The organism is Herbaspirillum sp. FG34, from assembly GCF_057809315.1.
This window is the reverse complement of sequence record NZ_JBMDJS010000007.1, coordinates 93,024-117,277: the sequence shown is the minus strand read 5'-3', so window position 1 is coordinate 117,277 and position 24,254 is coordinate 93,024. Positions and strand designations below refer to the sequence as shown.

Genomic DNA, 24,254 nt, shown 5'->3' with positions numbered 1-24,254 from the left:
GAGGAAAGATGGAGACCTATCTGATCGGCATCGATGTCGGCACCGGTTCGGCCCGGGCCGGCGTATTTGATCGTAGCGGCACGTTGCGTGGCAGCGCCCGACATGACATCGATCTTTTCCGCGACGAGCGCCGTGCGCGCGTCGAACAATCCAGCGCCCAGATATGGGATGCGGTATGTCATGCGGTGCGCGCCGCGGTCGCTACGGCCGGCATCGATCCGGCCAGCGTCACCGGTATCGGTGTCGATGCCACCTGTTCGCTGGTGGTGCAAGGCGCACCGGCGGGCGTGGGCGATGCGGACCATCCCGAGCGCGACGTCATCGTGTGGATGGATCATCGCGCGCTGGAGCAGGCACAGCGCATCAATGCTGGCGGGCATGCGGTGCTGTCCTATGTGGGCGGCGTGATTTCGCCGGAGATGGAAACACCCAAGCTGCTGTGGCTGAAGGAACACCTGCCGGCGGTATATCACGGGGCGGCGCATTTTTTCGACCTCACCGATTTCCTGACATGGAAGGCGACCGGCTCCTTGCAGCGCTCATCCTGCACCGTCACCTGCAAGTGGACTTATCTGGCCCATGAAGGGCGCTGGGATGCCGACTACTTCCGTCGCATCGGCCTGGGTGATCTGGCCGACCAGGGGTTTGCACGCATCGGCCAGGAAGTGGTGTGGCCCGGTACGGCATTGCGCGGCGGCTTGTCCGGGCAGGCCGCGCAGGCGCTGCAGTTGCGACCCGGTATTGCGGTGGCTGCCGGACTCATCGATGCGCACGCCGGTGGTGTGGGCACGGTGGCCGCGCGCGGCGGTGCCGGGGATGCGGCAGCCTGCATGGCCTATGTGTTCGGAACCTCGTCCTGCACCATGACCAGCAATGCCGAGGCCGTCTTCGTGCCCGGCGTGTGGGGCCCGTATTACAACGCCATGGCACCCGGCATGTGGCTGAACGAAGGTGGACAGTCCGCGGCGGGTGCGGCCATTGATCACCTGTTGCGGCTGCATCCGGCCACGCCGCAAGCGCGCCAGCAAGCCGCCGCCGAGGGCATGGAGTTGCCGCAGTGGCTGGCCGCGCGGGCGCTTGCCGCTGTTGCACAACCGGCGCAGGCGGTCTGGCTGGCCGGGCAGATCAACGTGGTGCCGGAATTCCTCGGCAACCGTTCACCGCTGGCTGATCCGCAGGCGCGCGCGCTGTTGCTGGGGCTGGGCATGGAACACGACATCGACAGCCTGGTGGCGTTCTACGTAGCCGGTTTGTGCAGCCTGGGCTACGGCTTGCGCCAGATCATCGAGGCGCAGGCGGCGTGTGGGGTGCGCATTGCCAGCATCGCGGTCTCGGGTGGCGCCGGTACGCATGCGCTCACCCGCCAGTTGCTGGCTGATGCCACCGGTCTGCCGGTGGAAATCACCGCCTGCCCCGAGCCGGTGCTGCTGGGATCGGCCATGCTGGCCGCTGTCGCTGCCGGTACCCATGCCGACCTGAAGACGGCCATGGCCGCCATGTCCAGCGTGGCCGGACGCAACGCCCCGGTGGGGGAGGCCATCGGCCAACTGCACCAGGCGCGTTATCAGGCCTTTCTCAACAGCCAGCAACTGGCGCGCGAGGTGCGCGACAGCCTGGCCCCGCTGCTGGCGGCGCAGTCCGCCACCGCGCATTGAACAAGGAAACCCGGATGGAATTTTCAGGAACATCGGTCATCATCACCGGCGCCGGCAAGGGTATAGGACGCGCCTGCGCGCGGCTGATGGCACAACGAGGGGCCGAGGTGATCGCCCTGTCGCGCACCGCCAGCGATCTGGTCAGCCTGCGCGAGGAAATCGGCGCTCGTTCGATCCAGGTCGACCTGGCCGATCCTGCCGCCGCCCGGCGCGCCATGGCGCAGGCCGGCACGGCGGATTTTCTCATCAACAGTGCCGGCATCAACGTGCTCCAATCCAGTACCGAGATGAGCGATGAAGCCTACGAGGCCGTTCTGGGGGTGAATCTGCGCGCCGCCCTCATCACCTGCCAGGCCTTCGCGCGGGCGCGCATGGCCGCCGGGGGAGGCGGCGCCATCGTCAACATCAGCTCGATTGCAGGTCATCGCGGCTTTGCCGAGCATCTTTGCTATGCCGCCTCCAAAGCCGGTCTGGAGGGCGCGACGCGGGTCCTGGCCAAGGAACTGGGGGCCTATGGCATCCGCGTCAATGCGGTGGCTCCGACCATCACCCTGACCGAACTGGCCGAGGCGGCCTGGAGCGATCCGGCCAAGTCGGCACCGATGATGGTGCGCCATCCGCTACAGCGCTTCGCCAGCGCCGAGGACGTGGCGCGCAGCATCGCCATGTTGCTCTCGGCGGATGCCGCCATGCTCACGGGTGCAGTGGTGCCGGTCGATGGCGGCTTCCTGGCGGCGTAGGCCCTGCAGACGCAACAAGGGCGGCCCGAAGACCGCCCTTGCAAGGGGCTGGTAGCCGTCCGGAGTCGGCTCAACGGCCGATCTGATGGCCGATGATGCCGCCCACGGCCGCACCGCCGGCAGTACCGATGCCGCTGCCACCGGTCAGGATGGCGCCGCCCACGGCGCCTACGGTGGCGCCGATGGCAGTGTTCTTGTCGCGGGTGCTCATGTTGCTGCAGCCAGTCATGGCGGTCAGCGCGATGGCAGTGATGGAAATGGCAGCGATCTTGTGCAGTGTTTTCATGATTTTTTTCCTGATCGAAAGTTGGGCTGGTTCCCGAAGTTTTTTGAATGAGGGCCCGGCTCGCGCAGGCTGCCTCAGAGAGGCAGGCGAAGGCGAGCGGACAAGGCAATAGACCAGCTTGTTCTCGAAAAGATTCGAGTTGCAACACGTTCTCTTACAGTTGTTACATACTTTGGCCTGCGTCCTACCATCCCTTGGGAAGAGGGGTAGCAGGCGTGTATTTTTCATAATAACCAGACCAGAGAGACCTCATGACCCTGACCTCAAGCCTGCGCCGGGCGGCCCGCCTGTTGCTCACCTCTTCCGTGCTCCTGCTGGGAGCCGCTCCCGTGCATGCCGCCGAACCGCTCAAACCGGTCGAAGGCAGCTGGGTGGCACCGCGCTTCCAGTTCCATACCGGCCAGACGCTGGAGGACCTGCGGCTGCACTACATCACGCTGGGGGAACGCAGCAACCCGGCGGTGTTGGTGCTGCATGGTACCTACCAGAGTGCTGGTGCGATGCTGTCCAAGGACTTCGGCGGCCAGCTGTTCGGTCCCGGCCAGCCGCTGGACGCCGGCAAGTATTTCATCATCATTCCGGACGGCATCGGCGTGGGCAAGTCCAGCAAGCCTTCCGACGGACTGCGCGCGGCCTTCCCGCAATACAACTATGACGACATGGTGCTGGCGCAATACCGCATGCTGACCGAGGGCATGGGCATTACGCACCTGCGCCTGATCATCGGCAATTCCATGGGCGGCATGCAGACCTGGCTGTGGGGCGCTACCCATCCAGGCTTTGCCGATGGGCTGGTGCCGATGGCGTCCCAGCCTACCGAGATGGCCAGTCGCAACTGGATGATGCGGCGCATGCTGGTGGAATCCATCAAGCAGGACCCGGCCTGGAACAATGGCAACTACACCACCCAGCCGCCCTCGCTGCGCCTGGCCAACAACATGTTCATCATTGCCACCAATGGCGGCACGCTGGCCTACCAGGCCAGCGCCGGCACCCATGCCCAGGCCGACAAGCTGGTCGATCAGCGCCTGGCCGCGCCGGTGACGGCGGACGCCAATGACTTCATCTACCAGTGGGGTTCCTCGGCCGATTACAACGCCGCGCCGGGCCTGTCGAAGATCAAGGTGCCGGTGCTGGCCATCAATTCCGCCGACGATGAACGCAACCCGCCCGAGACCGGCCTCATGCAGGCCGCATTGAAGGAAGTGCCGAGTGCGCAATTGCTGCTCATCCCCGCCAGTACCGAGACACGCGGACACGGTACCACCGGCATGGCGCGCTTCTATGCGCGCGAACTGGGGCAGTTCATCCAGGGCTTGCCCACCCGCTGACGCGCAGCCCTGCCACGTCGGGGGGACGGATCTTCACCAGCGGTCTGCCCCCGGGCTTGCGGGCGAGCCTGCATCGCCTATCCGGCGGTATAGAGTTCATATCCGCTCTTGCCCCGGTGCTTGACGTGATACATGGCGGCATCGGCCTGCTCCAGGAGTCGCGACAGGTCTTGCCCGTGGCTGGGATAAAGGCTGATGCCGATGCTGGCCCCCAGCACGAATTGCTGCTGCCCGACCTCGATGGGGGCAGCCAGCTTGGCCAGCAGCTTCTTGGCGATTTCCGGGGCCTGGTCCTGGCGTTCCAGTTGGGTGGCGATCACGGTGAATTCATCGCCGCCCAGGCGCGCGCAGATGTCGGTGCTGCGCACGGCTTCCTTCAAGCGCTGCGCCACGCACATGAGCACCTTGTCGCCGACCGCATGACCGGCCTGGTCATTGACGGGTTTGAAGTTGTCCAGGTCGATGTAATACACCGCCACCAGGTGATGCGGTCGGGTGGCCAGCAGCAGCGCCTGGTCGAACAGGTTGTTCATGAAATGCTTGTTGTAGAGGCCAGTGAGTGGATCCTTGAAGGCCATCTTGAGTGCCTTTTCCTCGGCCTGCATCAGGCGCCGGTGGAACAGTGCCAGGATGGCCGTGAGCAGGCTCATGTACAGCAGCGCCACCAACGCCGTGCCCAGCAGAAAGCCATAGCGCAGCCAGGGGGCATAGAGCGATCCGACCAGTCCGCCGCAGGCCCAGTGCAGCATCAGGGCGATGGCGGCGGTGGCCATGCAGCGGCGCATGAGCGGCGGACAGTCGAGGTCGTCGCGCAGGATCATCCAGCACAGGCTGCCCAGCGCAACCACGTTGAAGAGGGCATAGCTGGTGCTCTTGATGAGCGGCAGGGCCAGCTGGTTGTCGGACCACAGCATCCACAGTTCGGCGATGATGGCCGCCAGGCTGACCAGCCGTACCAGCCGGGTGCGATGCCCAAGATCGAAGAAGCGCACGAAGCCGATCACCAGCAACACTTTTTCCAGGATCAGGAAGCTCCCGTACACCGGACTGGCCAGGGCGCGCTCGCCCAGCGGCGCCAGGTAGAGCACTGCCAGTCGTCCCACCAGGGCACAGCCGATGGCGGCAGCGAACCAGTTGGCACCGGGAGGAGTGCGCGGGATGCGCGCGGCCAGCAGGAACAGCGCAATGAAGACGCAATACACTCCAGCCCCGAAGGCGTGCACGATCTGATAATGCATAGCGTCCCCTTGCGCTTTGCCATCCGCCTGTCCCCAGGGCCTGAACAGGCCCTCCCCGCGAAAGATCATAACCAAGCGACATGGGCGCGTACAGGAGGAAATGAAGGCTTCTTCACACATCCCGTCAGGCAACATTTCCCGTTCGCAAGCGCGGGCCGCCAACGCCCGTGCCAGCGATTCTTCAAGCGAGCTGGGCGCTACCGGGCGGATGAGCGACGTTGCTGGTGAAGGCGAGACTGAACGAAGCTTCCGGATTCTCGTTGAGGGCTGGTTTTTTCCTTCACATTTTTCTTCACATTATTCCTCTCTGTGCAATAAAGAAGTGTCGACGGCACGGATTCTCTTCATCCGCGCTTGGCTCCACACTGGCGTCACGGTCAAGGAACATCCATGACCGACCCAATCCACCAGGAGCCCTCCCATGAAGATCCATCATTTCCCCTTGTCCGGTCATGCTCATCGCGCCGTCCTGTTCGCTTCGCTGCTGGGCCTGGAGGCCGAGCTGATTCACGTGGACCTGGCCGGCGGCGCCCACAAGCAGCCGGCCTTCCTCGCCTTGAATCCCTTTGGCCAGGTGCCGGTGCTGCAAGATGGGGATGCCGTCATCGCCGACTCCAACGCCATCCTGGTCTACCTGGCCAAGAAGGCCGGCCGCACCGACTGGCTGCCCGAGGATGCCCAAGGCGCCGCCGCCGTGCAGCGCTGGCTGTCGGTGGCCGCCGGTGAGCTGGCCTATGGTCCGGCCGCCGCACGCCTCATTACCGTCTTCGGTGCCCGTTTCAATCCGGAAGAAGTGATCCAGCGCGCGCACCTGCTGCTGGGCCGCATGGAGCAGCACCTGGCCACGCGCCAATGGCTGGCCGCCGATCACCCGACCATCGCCGATGTGGCCGTCTACAGCTACCTGGCCGGGGCGCCCGAGGGCAACGTCGACCTGAGCGCCTATCCGGCCGTGCTGGGCTTGCTGGAGCGCATCGAGGGCCTGCCGGGCTTCGTACCCTTCCCCCGCACCGCCGCTGGTCTGCGGGCCGCCCAGGCCTGATTGTCCGGGCGCATTTCCAGGCCGCCGTCACGGCGATTGCTGGCACTGTCTTTTCGAGAGGTCCGTCATGAGCACTTTCCCCAAGCTACCGACCTGGCATGCCGGTGAGAAACAACTGCAAGCGCAACTCGGCGTGGCCGACAAGATGGAGTCCGTGGGGCAGCGCGTGGTGCGCGACTTCATGCCCGAGCAGCACCGCGATTTCTACGGCCAGTTGCCCTTCATCGTGCTGGGCAGTGTCGATGCGTCGGGCGACGCGTGGGCCACCTTCCTCGAAGGCCATCCCGGCTTCCTGGCCTCGCCTGCGCCGACCCGGCTGGACATGCACGCCCGTCCCGCGCCCGAAGACCCGGCCGCCGCCGGCATGGCCGCAGGCGCGCCGGTCGGCCTGCTGGGCATCGAGATGCACACGCGGCGCCGCAATCGCATGAATGGCGTGCTCGCACCGCTGGCCGACGGATGGCGCGTGCAGGTGGAGCAGAGCTTCGGCAATTGCCCGCGCTACATCCAGCTGCGCGACTATTCCTTTGCCCGCGAGCCGGGCGAGGCGCACACCGGGCAGAGCGAGATGCTGTCCACGCTGGACGTCCCGGCCCGTGCCCTGATCGCCGGCGCCGATGCCTTCTTCGTGGCCACCTATGCCGATCTGGAAGGGCGGCGCCAGGTGGATGTCTCGCATCGCGGCGGCAAGCCGGGGTTTGTCAGGGTCGATGAGGAGGGCGTGCTGACCGTGCCGGACTTCAACGGCAACCTGTTCTTTTCGACCCTGGGCAACATCGTGCTCAATGGCCATGCGGGTTTGCTCTTTGTGGACTATGCCTCAGGCGATGTCTTGCAGATGACCGGGCAGGCTGAGGTGATCCTCGAATCCCCCGAGATCGCCGCCTTCGAGGGTGCCGAGCGCCTGTGGACCTTCCGCCCGCAGCGCATCGTGCGCCGCCGTGCGGCACTGGCCTTGCGCTGGGCGTTCCAGGAACACGCCTTTTCGCCCTATGCGCTCATGACGGGCGACTGGCAGCAAGCCGCCGAGCGCCTGCGCGCCCAAGCCCTGGCGGGCCAGTGGCGCAGCCTGAAGGTGGCGCGCATCGTGCAGGAAAGCGAGACCATCCGCTCCTTCCACCTGGTGGCCGACGATGGCGCCGGGTTGCTGCCGGCGCTGCCGGGCCAGCACCTGCCGATCCGGGTGCGCACCGAGGCCGGGGCCGCGCCGTTGATCCGCACCTACACCTTGTCTTCGGCACCGCACGAGGGGCATTACCGCATCAGCGTCAAGCGCGAGGGCGTGGTATCGCAATACCTGCATGCGCAGCTGCGCGAGGGCGACCGCATCGAGGCGCGCGCCCCGGCGGGTGATTTCACGCTCGATACCGCCACCGACAGGCCGGTGGTGCTGCTGGCCGCTGGCGTGGGCATTACGCCGATGATGGCCATGCTGCGCCACCTGGTCCAGGAAGGATTGCGCCGCCAGCGCATGCGCCCGGCCATCTTGTTTTACGCCGCACGCACAATGGGCGAGCGCGCCTTCGACGCCGAGCTGGCCGAGCTGGTGGCGGCCTCGCGTGGTGCGGTCAGGCTGGTACGCGTGCTCAGCGACACCACCGGCGCCCGCGAGGGCGACGCGTTCGACGCCGCTGGCCGTATCGACATGAACCTGCTCTCGCGCAGCCTGCCGTTTGGCGATTACGAGTTTTACCTGTGCGGTCCGGGCGGCTTCATGCAGGGGCTCTACGATGGCTTGCGTGGATTCGGCATCAACGACGAGCGCATCCATGCCGAAGCCTTTGGTCCGGCCTCGCTCACCCGCACCGGCAACACCGTCGAGGCGGCGGTGCCGCTGGCACCGGTGGCGGACACGGCCGTCCCGGTGATCTTCATGGAAAGCCTCAAGGAAGCCCGATGGACACCTGACTCTGGCAGCTTGCTGGAGCTGGCCGAAGCACGCGGCCTGTCGCCCGAGTTCAGTTGCCGCGAAGGCCACTGCGGCAGTTGCCGCACCCGTTTGCTGGCCGGCGAGGTGACTTACCTCAAGCCGCCGCAGGCCAGCGTGGGCGAAGGCGAGGTGCTGCTGTGCTGTGCGCGTCCGGCCAAGCCATCTGGCACGGATGCGCAGCGCCTGGAGCTGGCGCTGTGAGGGCGATATGAAGGCTTTGGAAAGTCCCGCTCCGGATGCCGCTGAAGAGGGCATAATGCGACCTTCTCCGACAGGCAGGCAAGGAAGGCACATGGACCGATGGCTGGCAATGCGAATCTTCGTGCAAGTGGCCGAGACCGCCAGTTTCGCCAGGGCGGCGCGGCAGATGCAGTTGAGTGCGCCGGTGGTCACCCGCACCGTGGCGGGACTGGAAGAACTGGTCGGCGCACGGCTGCTGGTGCGTACCACGCGCTCGGTCAAGACTACCGAAGCCGGGGCCCGCTATCTCGAAGACTGCCGCCGCATCCTGGCCGAAATCGCCGAAGCCGAAGCGGCCGCCGCCGGTCATTATGACCAACCCTCGGGCACGCTGTCGGTGACGGCGGCCTTGCTGTTCGGGCAGCTGCATGTGCTGCCCATCGTCACGGAATACCTCGATCTCTATCCGGGCATGCGGGCGCGCACTTTCTTCGTGGATCGTCCGGTCAACATCGTGGAAGAGGGCATGGATGTGGCGGTGCGTATCGGCCATCTGCCCGATTCCGGCTTCACTGCCATTCAGGTTGGTTCGGTCCGCCGCGTGATCTGTGCCTCACCCGACTATCTGCGCCAGCATGGCACGCCGACCTCACCCGCTGATCTGAAGCAGCATCGCATCGTCACGTCCACCAGCGCCTGGGCTTCGCCGGAATGGCGCTTTGCCGACGGCCAGCGCGTGGTGGTCGATGCGGCCCTGCAAACCAATACCAATGAAGCCGCCATCAGCACCGCCCGCCAGGGCTGGGGGTTGACGCGCGTGCTGGCCTATCAGGTGGCAGCCGACCTCCAGGCCGGGCGCTTGCAGCGGGTCATGAGCGAGTTCGAAGAGCCGCCCCTGCCGATCCACGTGCTCTATCCGGAAGGGCGGCGTTCCCCGGCCAAGGTGCGCGCCTTCATCGATCTGGCGGTGAGCCGCCTGCGCGCGCATCCTGCGTTCCACTGAGCGCTGCGGGATTCATCCGTAATACGCGGGTACCCGCACTGAAATACGCAGGGGGCGGTTCAGTTGGCGCGTCCATGCCGCGTAGGTCTGGTCGGCGACCAGGCGCAGGGCGGCGATGCGCTCCGGCAATTGATCAAGGATCTGTGTTTGGCTCTGCGCAGCCGGGCCGCATGCACGCAGCAGTTCGCCGCGTCCGGCGGCACACCAGTTGCGCACGCTCTCTTCGGTCACTTCGAGATGGCCCTGGAAACCCCATTGCTTGCCGCGCATGAATCCCTTGTTGAGGCAGTGGCTGCCATACATGGTGCGCACGGCGCCGACGGGAATTTCGAAGGTGTCGTAATGCCAGTTGAAGATGCTCACCTGACGTGCCAGTCCCATACGTTGCTGTGCCGGGGGCGTGACCCAGACCGGGCTCCAGCCGATGTTGGCGCAGAGGTTGCGGCTGACCCGTGCGCCCATGGCGCGGGCCGTCAGCTGTGCACCGAAGCAGTGGCCCAGCACCGGCACGTCGCGGGCCAGAGCATCTTGCAGGAGGGCGTGTTCGGCGTGGATCCAGGGCAGGTCTTCATTGACGCTGCGGTCGCTGCCCAGCGTGACGATGCCGGAAAACTGGCTGGCATCGCGCGGGGCATCGCCCTCGGCGGCGGGATGGAACAGGCAATAGGGCAGGGCGTGTTGTTCCAGATGATCGAGCAGGACACCAGGGCCCTGCGTGCTTTCATGCTGGAGGATGGCGATCGGTCTCATGAACGGGGGACGGGCTTGGGCCGGTCCGTAGTGGAGGAGACGTCAATGTAGGATGGGGGGCGTAAACGGCGGGTTGTATTTTTGAGTGAGGATGTAAACATCCCGTAAAGCCGCTGACGCGATCAAGGACGGGCAGGCCAAATGGGAGCACTCGTCGTGCAGAACGATGGTGTCGTTGAAATGACTTGGTTGCATAGTCATTTCGTTGCATGGTATGAATAGTTTTTTGATCCAGGCCATCGTCGTTTGATGAAGAGGTGATCCATGCAAGGCAACCAAGTATCCAAGACGGAGTTCAAGGCCAAGGCGCTGGAATATTTCCGCCAAGTGGAAGCCTCCGGTGAAAGCGTAGTGGTGACCGACCACGGCAAGCCCACCGTGGAAGTCCGTCCGTTTCGGGCCGCCGAGCGTGCGCCGCTGACTATCCTGGCGGGCTCGGTATTACGTTATGAAGACCGTACTGAGCCGCTCGATGTGGAGTGGGAGGCGAGCCAATGATCGTTCTCGATACGCATGCCAAAATTCGCGCCTGCCCGCACGTCAACACCATCTCGTGAAAAGGCCGCCATGATGGCGGCCTTCGACATGTGTGCCATACAGCGGACGCTCTTAGATCCCCCCCATGCACAAATACTTCACCACCAGATAATCATCAATCCCGAAGTGCGACCCTTCACGCCCCAATCCCGACTGCTTGACGCCGCCAAACGGCGCGACCTCATTGGAGATGAGCCCGGTATTGATCCCCACCATGCCCGACTCCAGACCTTCGGCCACACGCCAGATGCGGCCGATGTCGCGTGAGTAGAAATAACTGGCCAGGCCGAATTCGGTATCGTTGGCCAGGGCCACCGCTTCTTCATCGGTCTTGAAACGGAACAGCGGTGCCATCGGTCCGAAGGTCTCTTCACGCGCCACCTGCATGGCCGGGGTCACTTCAGCCAGCACGGTGGGCTCGAAGAAGCTGTGACCCAGCGCATGACGCTTGCCACCCAGCAGCACGCGCGCGCCCTTGGCGACGGCATCGGCGATGTGCTGCTCTACCTTCTTGACGGCCTGTTCGTTGATCAGCGGACCTTGCGTCACACCGTTCTCCATGCCGTCGCCGACCTTCAGTTTCTTGACCGCTTCCACCAGCTTGGCAGCGAAGGCGTCATACACCCCATCCTGCACGTAAATCCGGTTGGCACAGACGCAGGTCTGACCGGCGTTGCGATACTTGGAGGCAATCGCCCCTTCCACGGCAGCATCCAGGTCGGCATCGTCAAAGACGATGAAGGGCGCATTGCCACCCAGTTCCAGCGAGAGTTTCTTGATGCTCGATGCACTCTGTTCCATCAGCAGCTTGCCCACGCCCGTGGAGCCGGTGAAACTGATCTTGCGCACGATGGGGTTGGAGGTCATCTCGCCGCCGATCTCCTTGGGAGTGCCGGTGACCACGCTGAACACACCCGCCGGCACACCGGCACGTTCGGCCAGCACGGCCAGGGCCAACGCGGAGAAGGGCGTGGCTTCAGCGGGCTTCAAAACCATCGGACAACCCGCGGCCAGTGCCGGGCCGGCCTTGCGGGTAATCATTGCAGCGGGGAAATTCCACGGCGTGATCGCCGCGCAGACACCGATGGCTTCCTTGATGACCACGATGCGATTGGACGGCGAAGGCGAGGGAATGGTATCGCCATAGGTGCGTTTGCCTTCTTCTGCAAACCACTCGATGAAGGAAGCGGCATAGCCGATCTCGCCCTTGGCCTCGGCCAGCGGCTTGCCTTGCTCGGCGGTCATGATCAGGGCCAGGTCGTCGGCATTGGCCATCATCAGTTCGTACCAGCGGCGCAGGATCGCGCTGCGCTCCTTGGCGGTCTTCTTCTTCCAGGCCGGCCAGGCGGCGTTGGCGGCTTCGATGGCGCGGCGGGTTTCGGCCGCGCCCATCATGGGCACGCTGCCCAGCAGGGTGCCATTGGCCGGATTGTGGACCTCAAGCTTGGCACCCTGGTCGGCATCGCACCACTGGCCGTTCAGATAGGCCTGCTGACGCAGCAGGGAAGGATCGTTGAGTTGTTGCAGCATGTCGTTTCTCCGTCAGGGAAGGTACAGGGCTCAGAAGCGCGCTGCGGCCTTGTTGCGCCCGCGCAGCCATTCCAGGGCCAGCAGCAGGCAGGTCGAAAACACGATCAGGATCGTCGCCAGGGCGGCGATGGTCGGGCTGATGTTGTCCTTGATGCCGGCAAACATCTGACGCGGCAGGGTGGCTTGCTCGGGCCCGGCCACGAACAGGGTGAGAACCACTTCATCGAAGGAAGTTGCAAAAGCGAACAAAGCCCCCGAGATCAGTCCCGGCGCAATCACCGGCAAGGTGATGCGGAAGAAGGTGCGCAAGGGGCTCGCCCCCAGGCTCAGGCTGGCGCGCACCAGGTTGTGATTGAAGCCCTGCAGCGTGGCCAGCACGGTGGTGACCACGAAGGGCGCGCCCAGCGCCGCATGCGCCAGGATCAGGCCGAGGTAGCTGTCGGCCAGACCGATGCGCGCGAAGAACAGATACACGCCCACCCCCACCACGACCACCGGCACGATCATGGGCGAAATCAGAATCGCCATGACGATGCCCTTGCCACGGAAATCGGCCTTGTTCAGCCCGACCGCCGCCAGCGTGCCCAGTACGGTGGCAATGACGGTCGCAGCCGGAGCGACGATGAAGCTGTTCTGTGCGGCGCGCACCCATTCGTCGGAGGTGAACAGGTTCTCGTACCAGCGCAGTGAGAAGCCCTGGATGGGATACATCAGGAAACTGCTGTCGGAGAAGGACAGCGGAATCATCACCAGGATAGGCAAGACCAGGAACAGCAGTACCAGCAGGTTGAAACTGCGCGAGGCAAAGAACCAGGCGCGTTCCGCCAGCGAGGTGTAGGGCGGAAACAGAGGGGGGTTGTTCATGGTGTATTTCCTGAATTCTTCGGTGGATTCTTCAATGGCTTCAGCTCATGCCCACATCGACCTTGGCAAAGCGACGATAGACGCCGTACAGCACCAGGGTCGCCGCCAGCAACAGGCTGCCCAGGGCACAGGCCATGCCCCAGTTGATGGTGGTGTTGATGAAGTAGGCGATGAAGTAGCTCACCATCTGTTCATTCGGTCCGCCCAGGAGCGCCGGTGTGATGTAGTAGCCACCGGCCATGATGAACACCAGCAGCACGCCCGCACCGATGCCCGGATAGGTCTGCGGCACGTACACGCGCCAGAAGGCGGCGAAGGGATGGCTGCCCAGCGACACGGCGGCCTTGAGATAGGTGGGCGGCACCGACTTCATGACGCTGTAGAGCGGCAGGATCATGAAGGGCAGCAGGATGTGGGTCATCGAGATGTAGACGCCCACGCGATTGAACACCAGCTCCAGCGGCGAGTGCGTGAGACCGGTCAGCATCAGCGCCTTGTTGACCAGTCCTTCCGATTGCAGCAGCACGATCCAGGCGGCCACGCGCACCAGGATCGAGGTCCAGAAGGGAATGAGCACCAGGATCATCAGCAGGTTGGCGCGGCGCTCCGGCATGGTGGAGAGCCAGTAGGCCAGCGGATAGGCCAGCAGCAGGGTGATGATGGTGACCACTGCGCTCATCCACAGCGTACGGCCGAAGATGGTGCGGTAGATGGCCGATTCGGGGGCGACAGCTTCGATATCACCGAAGACGTTCTGGCGCAGGTCCAGCGAAGCCAGCAGGTAGTAGGGAGAATAGAGCGAGCCGTTCTGGGCGATCACGCGCCATACCTCGGGCTGGCCCCATTGTTCATTGAGGGCGATGATGGCCTCGCGCGCGGCAGCCGGGCTCAAGGCTTTGCCATCGGCATCGCGCAGCGGCATGGCACGTGTCGTACCCATCACCAGCGAGCGCGCACCGGCAAATTCGATATTCAGGCGCCGCGCCAGATTGCCGGCGGTGGTGTCTTCCTTGGCGCGGGCCAGGTCTTCTGCCAGGGCGGAATAGGCCTGGTCGGGCAGGGCCGAGCGGCGATCCCACTTCGACAGGACCGCCACGGTCTGTGGCAGGGTGGTGGCGACTTCCGGATTCTCGATGGCGCGCTGCAGAAGGACCACGATGGGGGCCACGAAGGTCAGCAGCAGGAAGATCGCCAGCGGTGCGATCAGGGCCATTGCGCCCAGGCGCTTGCGGGTCTGGGCGGCGCGCAGGTCGCGCTTGAGTTGCTGCGGATCAGGTTCGGCCAGGGGCATGGCGGCGGCGGAGCGGGTGGCGATGGTGGTCATGTCTCGGGTGTCCGGTGGCAGCGGAATTCAAGACAGCGATCCGACCAGCGCAGGCGGGATCGCTGTCGGGCAGCATGCAGGCTTACTTCGCGATCCAGGAAGCGAAGCGCTGCTCAAGTTCCTCGCCGTGGTCGGTCCAGAACTGCAGGCTCAGTTTCAACGCATCCTTGGCATTGTTGGGAGAAGTCGGCAGGTTGCTCAGGGTCTTGGCGTCGAGCAGCTTCAAGGCACCCTTGCTGACGGGACCGTAGGCGATGTTGTCGGCGTAGACCTTCTGGTTTTCCGGCTGGCTGGCAAAGCTGATGAACTTCTCGGCCAGGGCCTTGTTCGGCGAACCCTTCGGGATCACCCAGTAATCCAGGGTATAGACGCTGCCGTTCCACACCACCTTGAGGTTCTTGCCTTCGCGCTGGGCCGCGTCGATACGGCCGTTGTAGGCATTGGCCATGACCACGTCACCCGAGGCCAGGAACTGCGCCGGCAGGGCGCCGGCATCCCACCACTGGATGTTGGGTTTCAACTGGTCCAGCTTCTTGAAGGCACGATCCACGCCTTCCTTGGTGGAGAGCACCTTGTAGACATCCTTGGCCGGCACGCCATCGGCCATCAGCGCGAACTCCAGGTTGTACTGGGCGCTCTTCTTCATGCCGCGCTTGCCGGGGAATTTCTTGGTATCCCAGAAATCGGCCCAGCTGGTCGGCGCGGTCTTGAGCTTGTCGGCGTTGTAGGCCAGCACGGTGGACCAGACGAAGGCACCCATGCCGCATTCGCTGACGGTGGCTTCGGGGATGTAGTCGTTCTTCTTGATGGTCTTGGCCAGGTCCAGCTTTTCGATCAGGCCATCGTCACAGGCGCGGGTCAAGTCGCCGCCATCGATTTCCACCACGTCCCAGCTGACCTTCTTGGTCTCGACCATGGCCTTGACCTTGGCCAGTTCGCCGTTGAACTCGGCGGTCACGACCTTGGTGCCGGTGCTCTTCTCGAAGGGCTCCACGTAGGCGACCTTCTGCGCATTGCCATTGGCGCCACCGAAGTTGACCAGGGTCAGTTCTGCGGCAGAAGCCGTACCGGAAAACAGCAAGCCCAGGAAGAGCGGGGACAGCAGGGCGGGTGTCAGGCGTTTCATTGTTGTTCCTCGTTGGTTATCGTGCGTGTTGACTGTGTTGACTGTGTTGACGGTGTTGAACTTGGTAAAAACCGAGCGGCACTCTGGGTTGCCTTGCTCTTCGAACGGGACTGCTGAACATCAGGTGCGACAAAAGAACAAAAACGGAATAACTCAAAAAACTAAGTAAACAGGAGTATCTGAAAATCAGAGGAAGCAGCGCAGACGGTCCTGCGCCACGTGCAGCACCACACTGCTGCCTTCGCTCAGTCCGGCCAGGGCCGGGTCGGACAGCGAGAGCTTGACGAAGCAATCGTCCTGCCCCGTGACCGTGCAGCGCACGCGCACGTGATCCCCAAAATAGATCAGCCCGGCGATGGTGGCGCGAATGCTGTTGGGTTCGGCGCTGCCGCCGGCGGCCAGGCGGATGCGTTCCGGACGCACGCAGGCGGCGATGGTTTGTCCGGCATGGGCGCGATGCACGTTCAGTCCGGTGACCACCGTGCCATCGGCCAGGCGCACCGTGCAGTGTTCGCCCTGCACGGATTCCACGGTGCCGGTGAAGCGGTTGTTGTCGCCGATGAAGTTGGCGACGAACTGATTGTCGGGATATTCGTAGAGCTCGGTCACCGGGGCCAGTTGCTGGATCACGCCCTGGTCGAACACGGCCACGCGGTCCGACATGGTGAGTGCTTCGCTCTGGTCGTGGGTGACGTAGACGAAGGTCACGCCCAGGCGCTTGTGCAGGGCCTTCAGTTCGAGCTGCATGTGTTCGCGCAGTTGCTTGTCCAGCGCGCCCAGCGGTTCGTCCATCAACACCAGTTGCGGATCGAACACCAGCGTGCGCGCCAGCGCCACGCGCTGCTGCTGGCCACCGGAGAGCTGGGTCGGATAGCGGTCGCCGAACTTGCCCATCTGCACCATGTCCAGCGCCTGCTTGACCTTGGCTTCGCGGGTGGCGCGGTCCATCTTGCGCACCGACAGCGGATAGGCCACGTTCTGTGCAATGGTCATGTGCGGGAACAGCGCATAGTTCTGGAACACCATGCCGATGTTGCGCTTGTGGGGCGGCACACGGTTGAGCAACTGGCCATCGAGACGGATCTCGCCGCCGGTCGGGAACTCGAAACCGGCCAGCATCATCAGGCAGGTGGTCTTGCCGGAGCCGGAGGGGCCCAGCAGGGTCAGGAATTCACCGCGACGAATCTCCAGATCCAGATTCTTGACGATCAGGTTTTCGCCATCGTAGGTTTTCTTCACGCCGCAGAACTGCACCAGCACGTCAGTGCCGCTGCCGGCGGCCGGCGCGTGTGCTTGCGCCGATTGCTTCATTGCATGAGCTGCCATCATCGATCCTCTCTTATCCTCAGGGCCGGATACTTCGTCCGGCCCTTCTAACCCACTGCTGAAAGCTGCCTTGCAATGCAAGACTCAGGCCAGCTTGATCGCCTTGGACAGGATGCCCAGTGCCTCATCCATGACGGTATCGGGAATCGTCAGCGGGAACAAGAAGCGGATCACGTTACCGTAGCTGCCGCAGGACAGCAGCAGCAATCCATTGTTCAGAGCATGCTGCTGGACCTTCCTGGTGTAGTCCGCATCCGGCTTGCCGGTGGCGGGGTCGGCAAACTCCACGGCCACCATCGCACCCACGCCGCGCACTTCGGCGATCTGCGGCACGGCCGAGCGCAGTTCCTTCAGATGCTCCTGCAGCTTGTCGCCCAGGCGCTGACCACGGGCCACCAGTTTTTCTTCTTCCATTACATCCAAGACCGCCAGTGCCGAGGCAATGGCCAGCGGGTTGCCCGCATAGGTGCCGCCCAGGCCGCCGGCGGCGGGTGCATCCATGATCTCGGCGCGACCGCACACCGCCGACAGCGGCATGCCACCGGCCAGGCTCTTGGCCATGGTCATCAGGTCGGGCAGGACATCGTAATGTTCCATCGCAAACAGCTTGCCGGTGCGGCCATAACCGGACTGCACTTCATCAGCGATCAAGAGGATGCCGTGCTCATCGCAGATGGCGCGCAGGCCGCGCATGAAGTCGGCCGGGGCAGCATAGAAACCACCTTCGCCCTGCACGGGTTCCAGGATGATGGCGGCCACGCGTTTGGCTTCGATGTCGCTCTTGAAGAGACCCTTGACGGCCTCCAGTGCATCCTCGCTGGTGATGCCGTGCAAGGCGCTGGGGTAGGGGGCATGGAAGACGTCGCCGGGGAAGGGACCGAAGCCCAGTTTGTAGGGCGCGACCTTGCCGGTGAGCGCCATGCCCATCATGGTCCGGCCATGGAAACCGCCGGCGAAGGCGATCACGCCGGGGCGGCCGGTGTGGGCGCGGGCGATCTTGATGGCGTTTTCCACGGCCTCGGCGCCGGTGGAGAAGAAGGCGGTCTTCTTGGGATAGTTGCCGGGGGTCACCGCGTTGATGCGCTCGGCCAGTTCCACGTAGCTGGCGTAGGGCACGATCTGGTAGGCGGTGTGGGTGAACTTGTCGAGCTGGGCGCGCATGGCGTCGAGCAGCTTGGGATGGCGGTGGCCGGTGTTGAGCACGGCGATGCCGGCGGCGAAGTCGATGAAGCGGCGGCCCTCCACGTCCCACAGCTCGGCATTGGACGCGCGTTCGGCGTAGAAGTCGCACATCACGCCGACGCCGCGCGGGGTGGCGGCATTCTTTCGTTCTTGCAGCGCTTGGTTGGTGGCCTTGCTGGTCATGGCTTGCTCCGATCTTGCTTCGTTGAATGGCGCCTCAGGGCGCAGAAATGGGTAGGAAATTGCTGAATCGGGAAACAATATAAAACCGCAGTGGCACTGTAATATAGAGCCAATTTCAAATATTTGATGGTGCCACTTGAAACTCGCCTCCTTGTCCGACTATCTGCTGCTGCGCATCAATCGCTCGTCCGTCAGGCCCGCACCGGCCAAGGGCAAGGCCGCGAGCAGCCGTGAAAGCGGCGCAGCGAAATCCCTTAAAAACGGGAAATCCGGCAGTGAACGCATGCCCGTCAATCGCCAGATCTACCAGTTGATCCGTGAGGCCATCCTGGCCCACACCTTGCCTGCGGGGATGCAGTTGCCTTCCTCGCGTGACCTGGCACTGGAGCTGGGGACCTCGCGCAACACGGTGACCTATGCCTATGAACAGTTGCTGGCCGAGGGGTATCTGGAGAGTCGCACCGGGTCCGGCACCTTCGTGGCCGATACGGCACCCGACCAGATTCCCGAGGCGGTGGAGCGCAAGGAGCCGTTGACCGACCCTTCCGGCAAGTCCGAACTCTCGGCGCGCGGGGCCCTGCTCACGCGCCAGGCCGGCGTGGGCGAACGCCAGTGGGGCGCCTTCATGCCGGGTGTGCCTGATGTGACCTGTGTGCCGCACAAGATCTGGGGACGCCTGCAGAACAAGCACTGGCGCCGTTCCAGTTCGGACTTGCTGACCTATGGCCCCGGTGCCGGTTATGCCGGACTGCGCGAGCAGATTGCCGAGTACCTGCGCGTGGCGCGCTCGGTCAATTGCACGCCCTCGCAGGTGCTCATCACCACCGGCATCCACCAGTCCATCGACATCGTGGTCAAGCTGCTGGGCGAGCATGGTGATACCGCCTGGGTGGAAGACCCGTGCTACTGGGGCACCCGCAGCGTACTCAATTCGCTGGGCATCCAGTCGGTGCCCATTGCGGTGGATCAGGAGGGCATGCGCATGCGGCTGGCCAATCTGCGCCGTCCTCCGCGCTTCATCTGCACCACCCCCTCGCACCAGTATCCGCTGGGCATGGTGATGAGCCTGTCGCGGCGGCGCATGCTGCTGGAGTACGCGGCCACGCACAAGGTATGGATCATCGAGGATGACTACGACAGCGAATTCCGATACGGCGGCCGTCCGCTGGCCTCGCTGCAGGGCATGGATACGCAGGACCGGGTGCTGTACATGGGCACCTTCAGCAAGATCATGTTTCCGGGGCTGCGCATCGGTTTTCTGGTGGTACCGGAGTCATTGGCCAAGGCGTTTGCCACCGGCATCGCGGAGTTGTACCGCAACGGTCAGGTATTTTTGCAGGCCACGCTGGCCGACTTCATGGCCGAGGGCCACTTCGCTTCGCACATCCGCAAGATGCGCGTGCTCTATGCCGAGCGGCTGCAACTGCTGCAGCAGGCCATCAATCGTCATTTCGGCGAGAAGATGACCATCACCGGCGGCGAGGCCGGATTGCACCTGGTGCTGGGTTTGCCGCAGGAGTGCGACGATGTGCTTATCTGTGAACAGGCGCTGGCGGCGGGCATCGTCGTGCGTCCGCTGTCGCGGTACTACATGGCTGCACGGGGAGCGCGACGGGGATTGCTGCTGGGGTATGCGAGCGTGCCCAATGATGAGATTGCGCGCGCCTTCGACCAGTTGGCGGCGGTGATCAAGCCGCATTTGGCCTGAGCCGATGCGGGGGGATCCCGGAAGGGGTGGATTTTCGTCTGTATGAAGAAACTCTTTCGCGAACCCGGGAGTGGTTGAGGGGTGGGCGCTATCCTAAGATATCCTCCGTCCAGTGATCAATACCGTGAAGGATTTTCCATGCAAGCCATCATCACCAACCCGCAAGCCCAGGCCATCAACGACCCTGCTTCCCTGTCTGCGACCACCTTGCCCGATCCCGTCCCCGGCGAGCATGACCTGCTGGTGGAGGTCAAGGCCATCTCCGTCAATCCGGTCGATACCAAGATCCGCGCCAGCGCCAGCCAAGCCCGTGTGCTGGGCTGGGACGTCAGTGGCGTGGTGCGCGCGGTCGGTGCGAAGGTTACGCTCTTTGCGCCGGGCGATGAAGTCTTCTATGCCGGCGACATCACCCGTCCCGGTGCCAACAGCCAATTGCACGTGGTCGATGAACGCATCGTCGGCCGCAAGCCCGCCAGCCTGAACCATGCTGACGCCGCCGCCATCCCGTTGACCGCCATTACCGCCTGGGAACTGTTGTTCGACCGCGTGGGCGTGGTCGAAGGAGCGGGGCAGGGACGGCGCCTGCTCATCATCGGGGCTGCCGGTGGTGTTGGATCGATCCTGACCCAGCTGGCACGCAAGCTCACGCAACTGACCGTGATCGGCACCGCCTCGCGCAAGGACACCGTCGAGTGGGTGAGCGAACTGGGCGCGCATCACGTGATCGACCACAGCCAGCCCTTCAAGCCGCAGTTGGAGAAGTTGGGCATCCCGGCGGTCGATATCGTCATCAGCCTGACCCACACCGATGAGCACTATGCGCAGATCATCGACGTGCTCGCCCCGCAAGGCCAGCTCGCGCTGATTGATGACCCGGCCACGCTGGATGCGGTGCCGCTCAAGCGCAAGAGCATTTCGCTGCATTGGGAGCTGATGTTCACCCGCTCGATGTTCCAGACTGCCGACATGATCCGTCAACATGAGCTGCTGCAACGAGTGTCGCGATTGCTGGATGAGGGCGTGTTGCGTACTACTACCGGGGAGCATTATGGACGCATCAGCGCGGAGAACCTGCGGCGTGCGCATGCCTTGCTGGAGTCGGGCAAGGCGAAGGGGAAGATTGTGCTGGAAGGGTTTGCCGCGTAGCCAGCAGGCTGGCCTGAGTAGAAGGAGTGGCAGCCATCCGCGCTGCCGCCTGCCCTCTCCAGGCGGAGCCGCTGCACCGGTCAGGCGTGCGCGCAGGCTCTCATCCTCATGCGACCTGTGCATAGATGCTGTTTTGACAACGAATCAGGTTCCAAGCCACATGCGTGTTAAATTACGCAGTCCGGACCCGCTCACGGCGTCCGGGCCCGTTGACAACCCCGATAGGAACCCTCGTTGGAAAACATATTGCTGATCGTCGCAGCCTTCTTCCTGGTTGCGTTGAACGGTTTTTTCGTTGCAGCAGAATTCAGTCTGGTCAAGTTGCGTCAAACGCGCATCCGGGCCATCGCCAAGACACAAGGCATGCGCGGCCGTATCCTGGCCGTGGTCCACAACCAGCTCGATGCCTACCTCTCCGCCTGCCAGCTGGGCATCACCCTGGCTTCGCTGGGCCTGGGCTGGATCGGTGAGCCGGCGTTCGCCCGCTTGCTCGAACCACTCTTCACGCTGGTCGGCGTGACCAACCAGGAGCTGATTCACGGCGTGTCCTTCGTCTTCGCCTTCTTCGTCATTTCCTTCCTGCACATCGTGGCCGGCGAGCTGGCGCCCAAGTCCATGGCCATCCGCAGCCCCGAGAAGCTGGGCCTGTGGTGTGCCGTACCGCTGTACGGCTTCTACTGGGGCATGTATCCGCTGATCTGGGTGCTCAACGCCAGTTCCAACTGGCTGCTGCGCGTGGCCGGGCTGGGGGCCGGTCATGGTCACGATGCGCATTATTCCTCGGACGAACTCAAGCTCATCCTGCGTGCCGGCAGCAAGAGCGGCAAGAGTGGCAAGTTCACCCGCGATGAATGGAACGTGCTGGCGCAGAGCCTGAACTTCGCCGAACTGGACGTGGCCGACATCATGCGTCCGGCCAGCGAGATCGTGTCCCTGGGCGATGACAAGAGCCTGGAAGAGAACCTCGACATCATCTACCGCAACCGCTATTCGCGTTACCCCTACTTCGACGCCGAGGGCCAGCAGGTGCTGGGCCTGGTGCACCTCAAGGATGTGTTCCTGGCGCAGCAGGATGGCCGCGCCATCAGCAACCTGAAAGACTACCTGCGCCCGGTGCAGTTCATCTCCCCGGCCCTGCCGGCGCTGGACCTGCTGCGGCGCTTCCGTACCGGCATGCCGCACTTCGCCATCATCGGCAAGAAGGGCCAGCCACCACAGGGTTTCATCACGCTGGACAACATGCTCAGTTTTCTGGTGGGCGAGATCCGTGACGAATTCCGCCACAACACCGGCGAATGGAGCCGCCAGGATGATGGCACCCTGCTGGGCAAGGGCAGCCTGCCCATCGTGACCCTGGAACACATGCTGGGCATCGACATCGAGTATGACGACAGTATTGACTCCGTCGGCGGCCTGGTAATGGAAAAACTGGGCGACCTGCCCAAGGAAGGCCAGAAGATCGAGTTCCCCGCCTTCGATGTGGTCATCAAACGCATGTCGGGACCGAAGATCGTGCTGGTGAAGGTCTATCCCAAAACACTGGACGCGCGCGACTGAGCCGCATCGCCGAGTGCGCCTGCCGGATGGCGTGGTCTCAATGCAGGGTGGGCGTGCGCACCGCGCAGCAGTATTTGTATTTCTGCCCGCTTCCGCAGGGACAGGCACGTTCGTCATCCAGCGCAAAGCCCTTGCAGTGCATGGGCAGCCCATAGCTCTGCTGGCGCTGCGGGGCGAAGTGGCGATAGATCTGCGTCAGGTCCGTCATCATGGTGTGCAGCAGTTCCTCCCGACAGTCTGCAGAGATGGCCGGTGGACGCGTTGCCGGATCGGGGGAGTGCTCATGCAGCAGGACCATGATGGCCAACATGCACTCACTCATCTCCTCGGTCTCCATCAGCGTGTGCCACCCCGCCGGACGACACCGCACCCCGCGCATGAAGCCCCAGGCCCAATCGTTGCCACCGACCATGCCGTGCTCATCCACCATCAACACGGGCAGGTAGATACCACCTTGCCTCATCGTCCGATGCAGGGCCGAGGAAATCGTGTTCCAGTGGCGCATGATGAGGCTCAGTACCGTGCAGGCATGGTCTTCACTGTCAAAGGCCGGTTCACCACCAAAGATGACCGGCAGATACTCCCCCGGCAGCACCACCTCCGGACTGCACACGAGCGCGGCAAAGAAGCCGTCGAGCATTTCGATGTTCATGGCCCACGGCTTCATGTTGTCGAGGAGCTCGCTGAGGGCGTCGAGTTCTTCATCGGACAGGGGCTGCTGAATCAGTTGGTTGTGCATGGGGTTCCTTTCTCAGGGGACATTGGGTGCCTCGGCCTCATCGGGCCTCAGGAGTCAGGCGTGGGGTGCCAGGCACTCGGCGGGTCCTGGCAGGGAGCGCTGCCTGCGGCGAGCTGTGGCGCTGGCGGGATAGCGCGTGGGGTTCGTATCAATTCCTCCATCAAAAAACTGGCGGCATAGACCAAAAACGCCTTGCCATTGGAATCGGCGCGCGCATAGTTGGCCACCAGCGCGGCGACCTCGCTTCTGAAGAGACTGCTGGTCGTGTTGGCACTCTGGCCGCTGAGCAGCCAGGTGATGTCGATGCCGAACTGCTCGTGCATGTTGCGCAGCAGCTTGCCACCGGGGATGCAGCGTCCATGCTCGATCTGGCAGATGTGGTTGGGCGCGGTCTCCAGCGCTCGGGCGAAGAGATTCTGGCTGATGCCCATCTTGAGGCGAAGGGTGCGCAGGCGTTGGCCGATGGCGAGTTTGTATGAATCCATGATGTCGGTGGCGGTGTCATAGGTCTTGCTGGTCGCGATCACGCTCTTGCCGCAACGCACTGGCGGTAGCAGAGGCGTGGTTGAACCAGTCCGGTGGCAGCAGCAGGGCGCTGTTCCAGTAAGCGGCATCGGTGAGCTGGGGCAGGGCAATGCCGGGCGCATTGCAGTCCTGCGACACCTTGGCCGCGACCGTGTCAGGATGCTCCGGGCCGCTCAGCCAGGCGCGGTCTTCCTGCTGCGCGCAGAGGCGTTCCACCAGCATGGGGAGGTCTTCGTTGCCGGGCCGCCAGAAGTCGCGGCCGTCGCCTATTGTTCGGGACATACATTGGGTCTCCTTCCTTTCTTTGTTTCGGTGATGAGGGCCGGCCGCTGAGGCCGGCCCGTGGGGGACC

At 63.8% G+C, this 24,254-nt stretch carries 23 protein-coding genes; 11 read left to right on the top strand and 12 right to left on the bottom strand.

Annotated features, from left to right (window positions below):
* Positions 1–8: 8 nt before the first annotated feature.
* Positions 9–1,655: an FGGY-family carbohydrate kinase gene (locus tag ACODSZ_RS11105; RefSeq protein ID WP_488927591.1), complete on the top strand. Its 1,647-nt coding sequence runs from the start codon at positions 9–11 to the stop codon at positions 1,653–1,655.
* A 14-nt stretch (positions 1,656–1,669) separates the two neighbouring features.
* Complete coding sequence (locus tag ACODSZ_RS11100; protein ID WP_488927590.1) at positions 1,670–2,395, top strand: SDR family oxidoreductase; 726 nt, start codon at positions 1,670–1,672, stop codon at positions 2,393–2,395.
* Positions 2,396–2,465: 70 nt separating this feature from the next.
* On the opposite strand, the gene ACODSZ_RS11095 is transcribed toward ACODSZ_RS11100, so the two are convergent.
* Positions 2,466–2,681, bottom strand: coding sequence for a YMGG-like glycine zipper-containing protein (locus ACODSZ_RS11095; RefSeq protein WP_008326171.1), 216 nt, complete (start codon positions 2,679–2,681; stop codon positions 2,466–2,468).
* Between the two features lie 251 nt (positions 2,682–2,932).
* Here ACODSZ_RS11095 and ACODSZ_RS11090 point away from each other — a divergent pair, with 251 nt between their 5' ends.
* Complete coding sequence (locus ACODSZ_RS11090; protein ID WP_175342793.1) at positions 2,933–4,012, top strand: alpha/beta fold hydrolase; 1,080 nt, start codon at positions 2,933–2,935, stop codon at positions 4,010–4,012.
* Positions 4,013–4,089: 77 nt separating this feature from the next.
* Here the strand turns inward: ACODSZ_RS11090 and ACODSZ_RS11085 are convergent, their stop codons facing one another.
* Positions 4,090–5,250: a diguanylate cyclase domain-containing protein gene (locus tag ACODSZ_RS11085; RefSeq protein WP_488927589.1), complete on the bottom strand. Its 1,161-nt coding sequence runs from the start codon at positions 5,248–5,250 to the stop codon at positions 4,090–4,092.
* A gap of 100 nt (positions 5,251–5,350) precedes the next feature.
* Here ACODSZ_RS11085 and ACODSZ_RS11080 point away from each other — a divergent pair, with 100 nt between their 5' ends.
* The 4 genes from ACODSZ_RS11080 to ACODSZ_RS11065 all read left to right on the top strand — a co-directional run bounded on the left by ACODSZ_RS11080 (position 5,351) and on the right by ACODSZ_RS11065 (position 9,405).
* Positions 5,351–5,644, top strand: coding sequence for a hypothetical protein (locus tag ACODSZ_RS11080; protein ID WP_488927588.1), 294 nt, complete (start codon positions 5,351–5,353; stop codon positions 5,642–5,644).
* Between the two features lie 27 nt (positions 5,645–5,671).
* Positions 5,672–6,292 (top strand): glutathione S-transferase family protein, encoded by a 621-nt coding sequence (locus ACODSZ_RS11075; protein WP_488927587.1) that lies wholly within the window; start codon positions 5,672–5,674, stop codon positions 6,290–6,292.
* 67 nt (positions 6,293–6,359) lie between these two features.
* Complete coding sequence (locus ACODSZ_RS11070; RefSeq protein ID WP_488927586.1) at positions 6,360–8,423, top strand: 2Fe-2S iron-sulfur cluster-binding protein; 2,064 nt, start codon at positions 6,360–6,362, stop codon at positions 8,421–8,423.
* Positions 8,424–8,514: 91 nt separating this feature from the next.
* Entirely contained in the window at positions 8,515–9,405 is an 891-nt protein-coding gene (locus ACODSZ_RS11065) for a LysR family transcriptional regulator (RefSeq protein WP_488927585.1), read from the top strand.
* A 12-nt stretch (positions 9,406–9,417) separates the two neighbouring features.
* Here ACODSZ_RS11065 and ACODSZ_RS11060 read toward each other — a convergent pair whose 3' ends face one another.
* Positions 9,418–10,155, bottom strand: a complete 738-nt coding sequence (locus tag ACODSZ_RS11060) for a type 1 glutamine amidotransferase (protein WP_488927584.1) — start codon at positions 10,153–10,155, stop codon at positions 9,418–9,420.
* Positions 10,156–10,419: 264 nt separating this feature from the next.
* Here ACODSZ_RS11060 and ACODSZ_RS11055 point away from each other — a divergent pair, with 264 nt between their 5' ends.
* Positions 10,420–10,653 carry a type II toxin-antitoxin system Phd/YefM family antitoxin gene (locus ACODSZ_RS11055; protein ID WP_175342799.1) on the top strand — a complete coding sequence of 78 codons (234 nt, stop codon included), beginning with the start codon at positions 10,420–10,422 and terminating at the stop codon, positions 10,651–10,653.
* Positions 10,654–10,764: 111 nt separating this feature from the next.
* On the opposite strand, the gene gabD is transcribed toward ACODSZ_RS11055, so the two are convergent.
* From gabD to ACODSZ_RS11025, 6 genes are all read right to left on the bottom strand, one after another.
* Entirely contained in the window at positions 10,765–12,222 is a 1,458-nt protein-coding gene (gabD, locus tag ACODSZ_RS11050; RefSeq protein WP_488927583.1) for an NADP-dependent succinate-semialdehyde dehydrogenase, read from the bottom strand.
* A 30-nt stretch (positions 12,223–12,252) separates the two neighbouring features.
* Positions 12,253–13,086, bottom strand: coding sequence for an ABC transporter permease (locus ACODSZ_RS11045; RefSeq protein ID WP_488927582.1), 834 nt, complete (start codon positions 13,084–13,086; stop codon positions 12,253–12,255).
* Positions 13,087–13,126: 40 nt separating this feature from the next.
* A complete protein-coding gene (locus ACODSZ_RS11040; RefSeq protein WP_008326186.1) occupies positions 13,127–14,410 on the bottom strand; it encodes an ABC transporter permease in 1,284 nt (427 codons plus the stop codon).
* 82 nt (positions 14,411–14,492) lie between these two features.
* On the bottom strand, positions 14,493–15,536 hold the full coding sequence (locus ACODSZ_RS11035; protein ID WP_175342801.1) for an ABC transporter substrate-binding protein: 1,044 nt from the start codon (positions 15,534–15,536) through the stop codon (positions 14,493–14,495).
* Between the two features lie 186 nt (positions 15,537–15,722).
* A complete protein-coding gene (locus ACODSZ_RS11030) occupies positions 15,723–16,847 on the bottom strand; it encodes an ABC transporter ATP-binding protein (RefSeq protein WP_192811552.1) in 1,125 nt (374 codons plus the stop codon).
* A gap of 99 nt (positions 16,848–16,946) precedes the next feature.
* Positions 16,947–18,227: a 4-aminobutyrate--2-oxoglutarate transaminase gene (locus ACODSZ_RS11025; protein ID WP_175342802.1), complete on the bottom strand. Its 1,281-nt coding sequence runs from the start codon at positions 18,225–18,227 to the stop codon at positions 16,947–16,949.
* 136 nt (positions 18,228–18,363) lie between these two features.
* On the opposite strand from ACODSZ_RS11025, the gene pdxR reads away from it, so the two are divergent.
* The 3 genes from pdxR (at position 18,364) to ACODSZ_RS11010 (ending at position 22,638) form a co-directional block, all read left to right on the top strand.
* Positions 18,364–19,935, top strand: coding sequence for a MocR-like pyridoxine biosynthesis transcription factor PdxR (pdxR, locus tag ACODSZ_RS11020; protein ID WP_488927581.1), 1,572 nt, complete (start codon positions 18,364–18,366; stop codon positions 19,933–19,935).
* A gap of 138 nt (positions 19,936–20,073) precedes the next feature.
* Positions 20,074–21,081 (top strand): zinc-binding alcohol dehydrogenase family protein, encoded by a 1,008-nt coding sequence (locus tag ACODSZ_RS11015; RefSeq protein ID WP_175342804.1) that lies wholly within the window; start codon positions 20,074–20,076, stop codon positions 21,079–21,081.
* A 234-nt stretch (positions 21,082–21,315) separates the two neighbouring features.
* A complete protein-coding gene (locus ACODSZ_RS11010) occupies positions 21,316–22,638 on the top strand; it encodes a hemolysin family protein (RefSeq protein ID WP_008326192.1) in 1,323 nt (440 codons plus the stop codon).
* Between the two features lie 37 nt (positions 22,639–22,675).
* Here ACODSZ_RS11010 and ACODSZ_RS11005 read toward each other — a convergent pair whose 3' ends face one another.
* The 3 genes from ACODSZ_RS11005 to ACODSZ_RS10995 are packed head-to-tail and all read right to left on the bottom strand — an operon-like array spanning position 22,676 to position 24,184.
* A complete protein-coding gene (locus ACODSZ_RS11005) occupies positions 22,676–23,377 on the bottom strand; it encodes a UPF0149 family protein (protein WP_488927580.1) in 702 nt (233 codons plus the stop codon).
* Positions 23,378–23,424: 47 nt separating this feature from the next.
* On the bottom strand, positions 23,425–23,904 hold the full coding sequence (locus ACODSZ_RS11000) for a helix-turn-helix domain-containing protein (protein ID WP_488927579.1): 480 nt from the start codon (positions 23,902–23,904) through the stop codon (positions 23,425–23,427).
* Positions 23,879–24,184 (bottom strand): hypothetical protein, encoded by a 306-nt coding sequence (locus ACODSZ_RS10995; RefSeq protein ID WP_241822624.1) that lies wholly within the window; start codon positions 24,182–24,184, stop codon positions 23,879–23,881. Before ACODSZ_RS10995 ends, ACODSZ_RS11000 begins: the two co-directional genes overlap by 26 nt.
* Between the last annotated feature and the right edge of the window lie 70 nt (positions 24,185–24,254).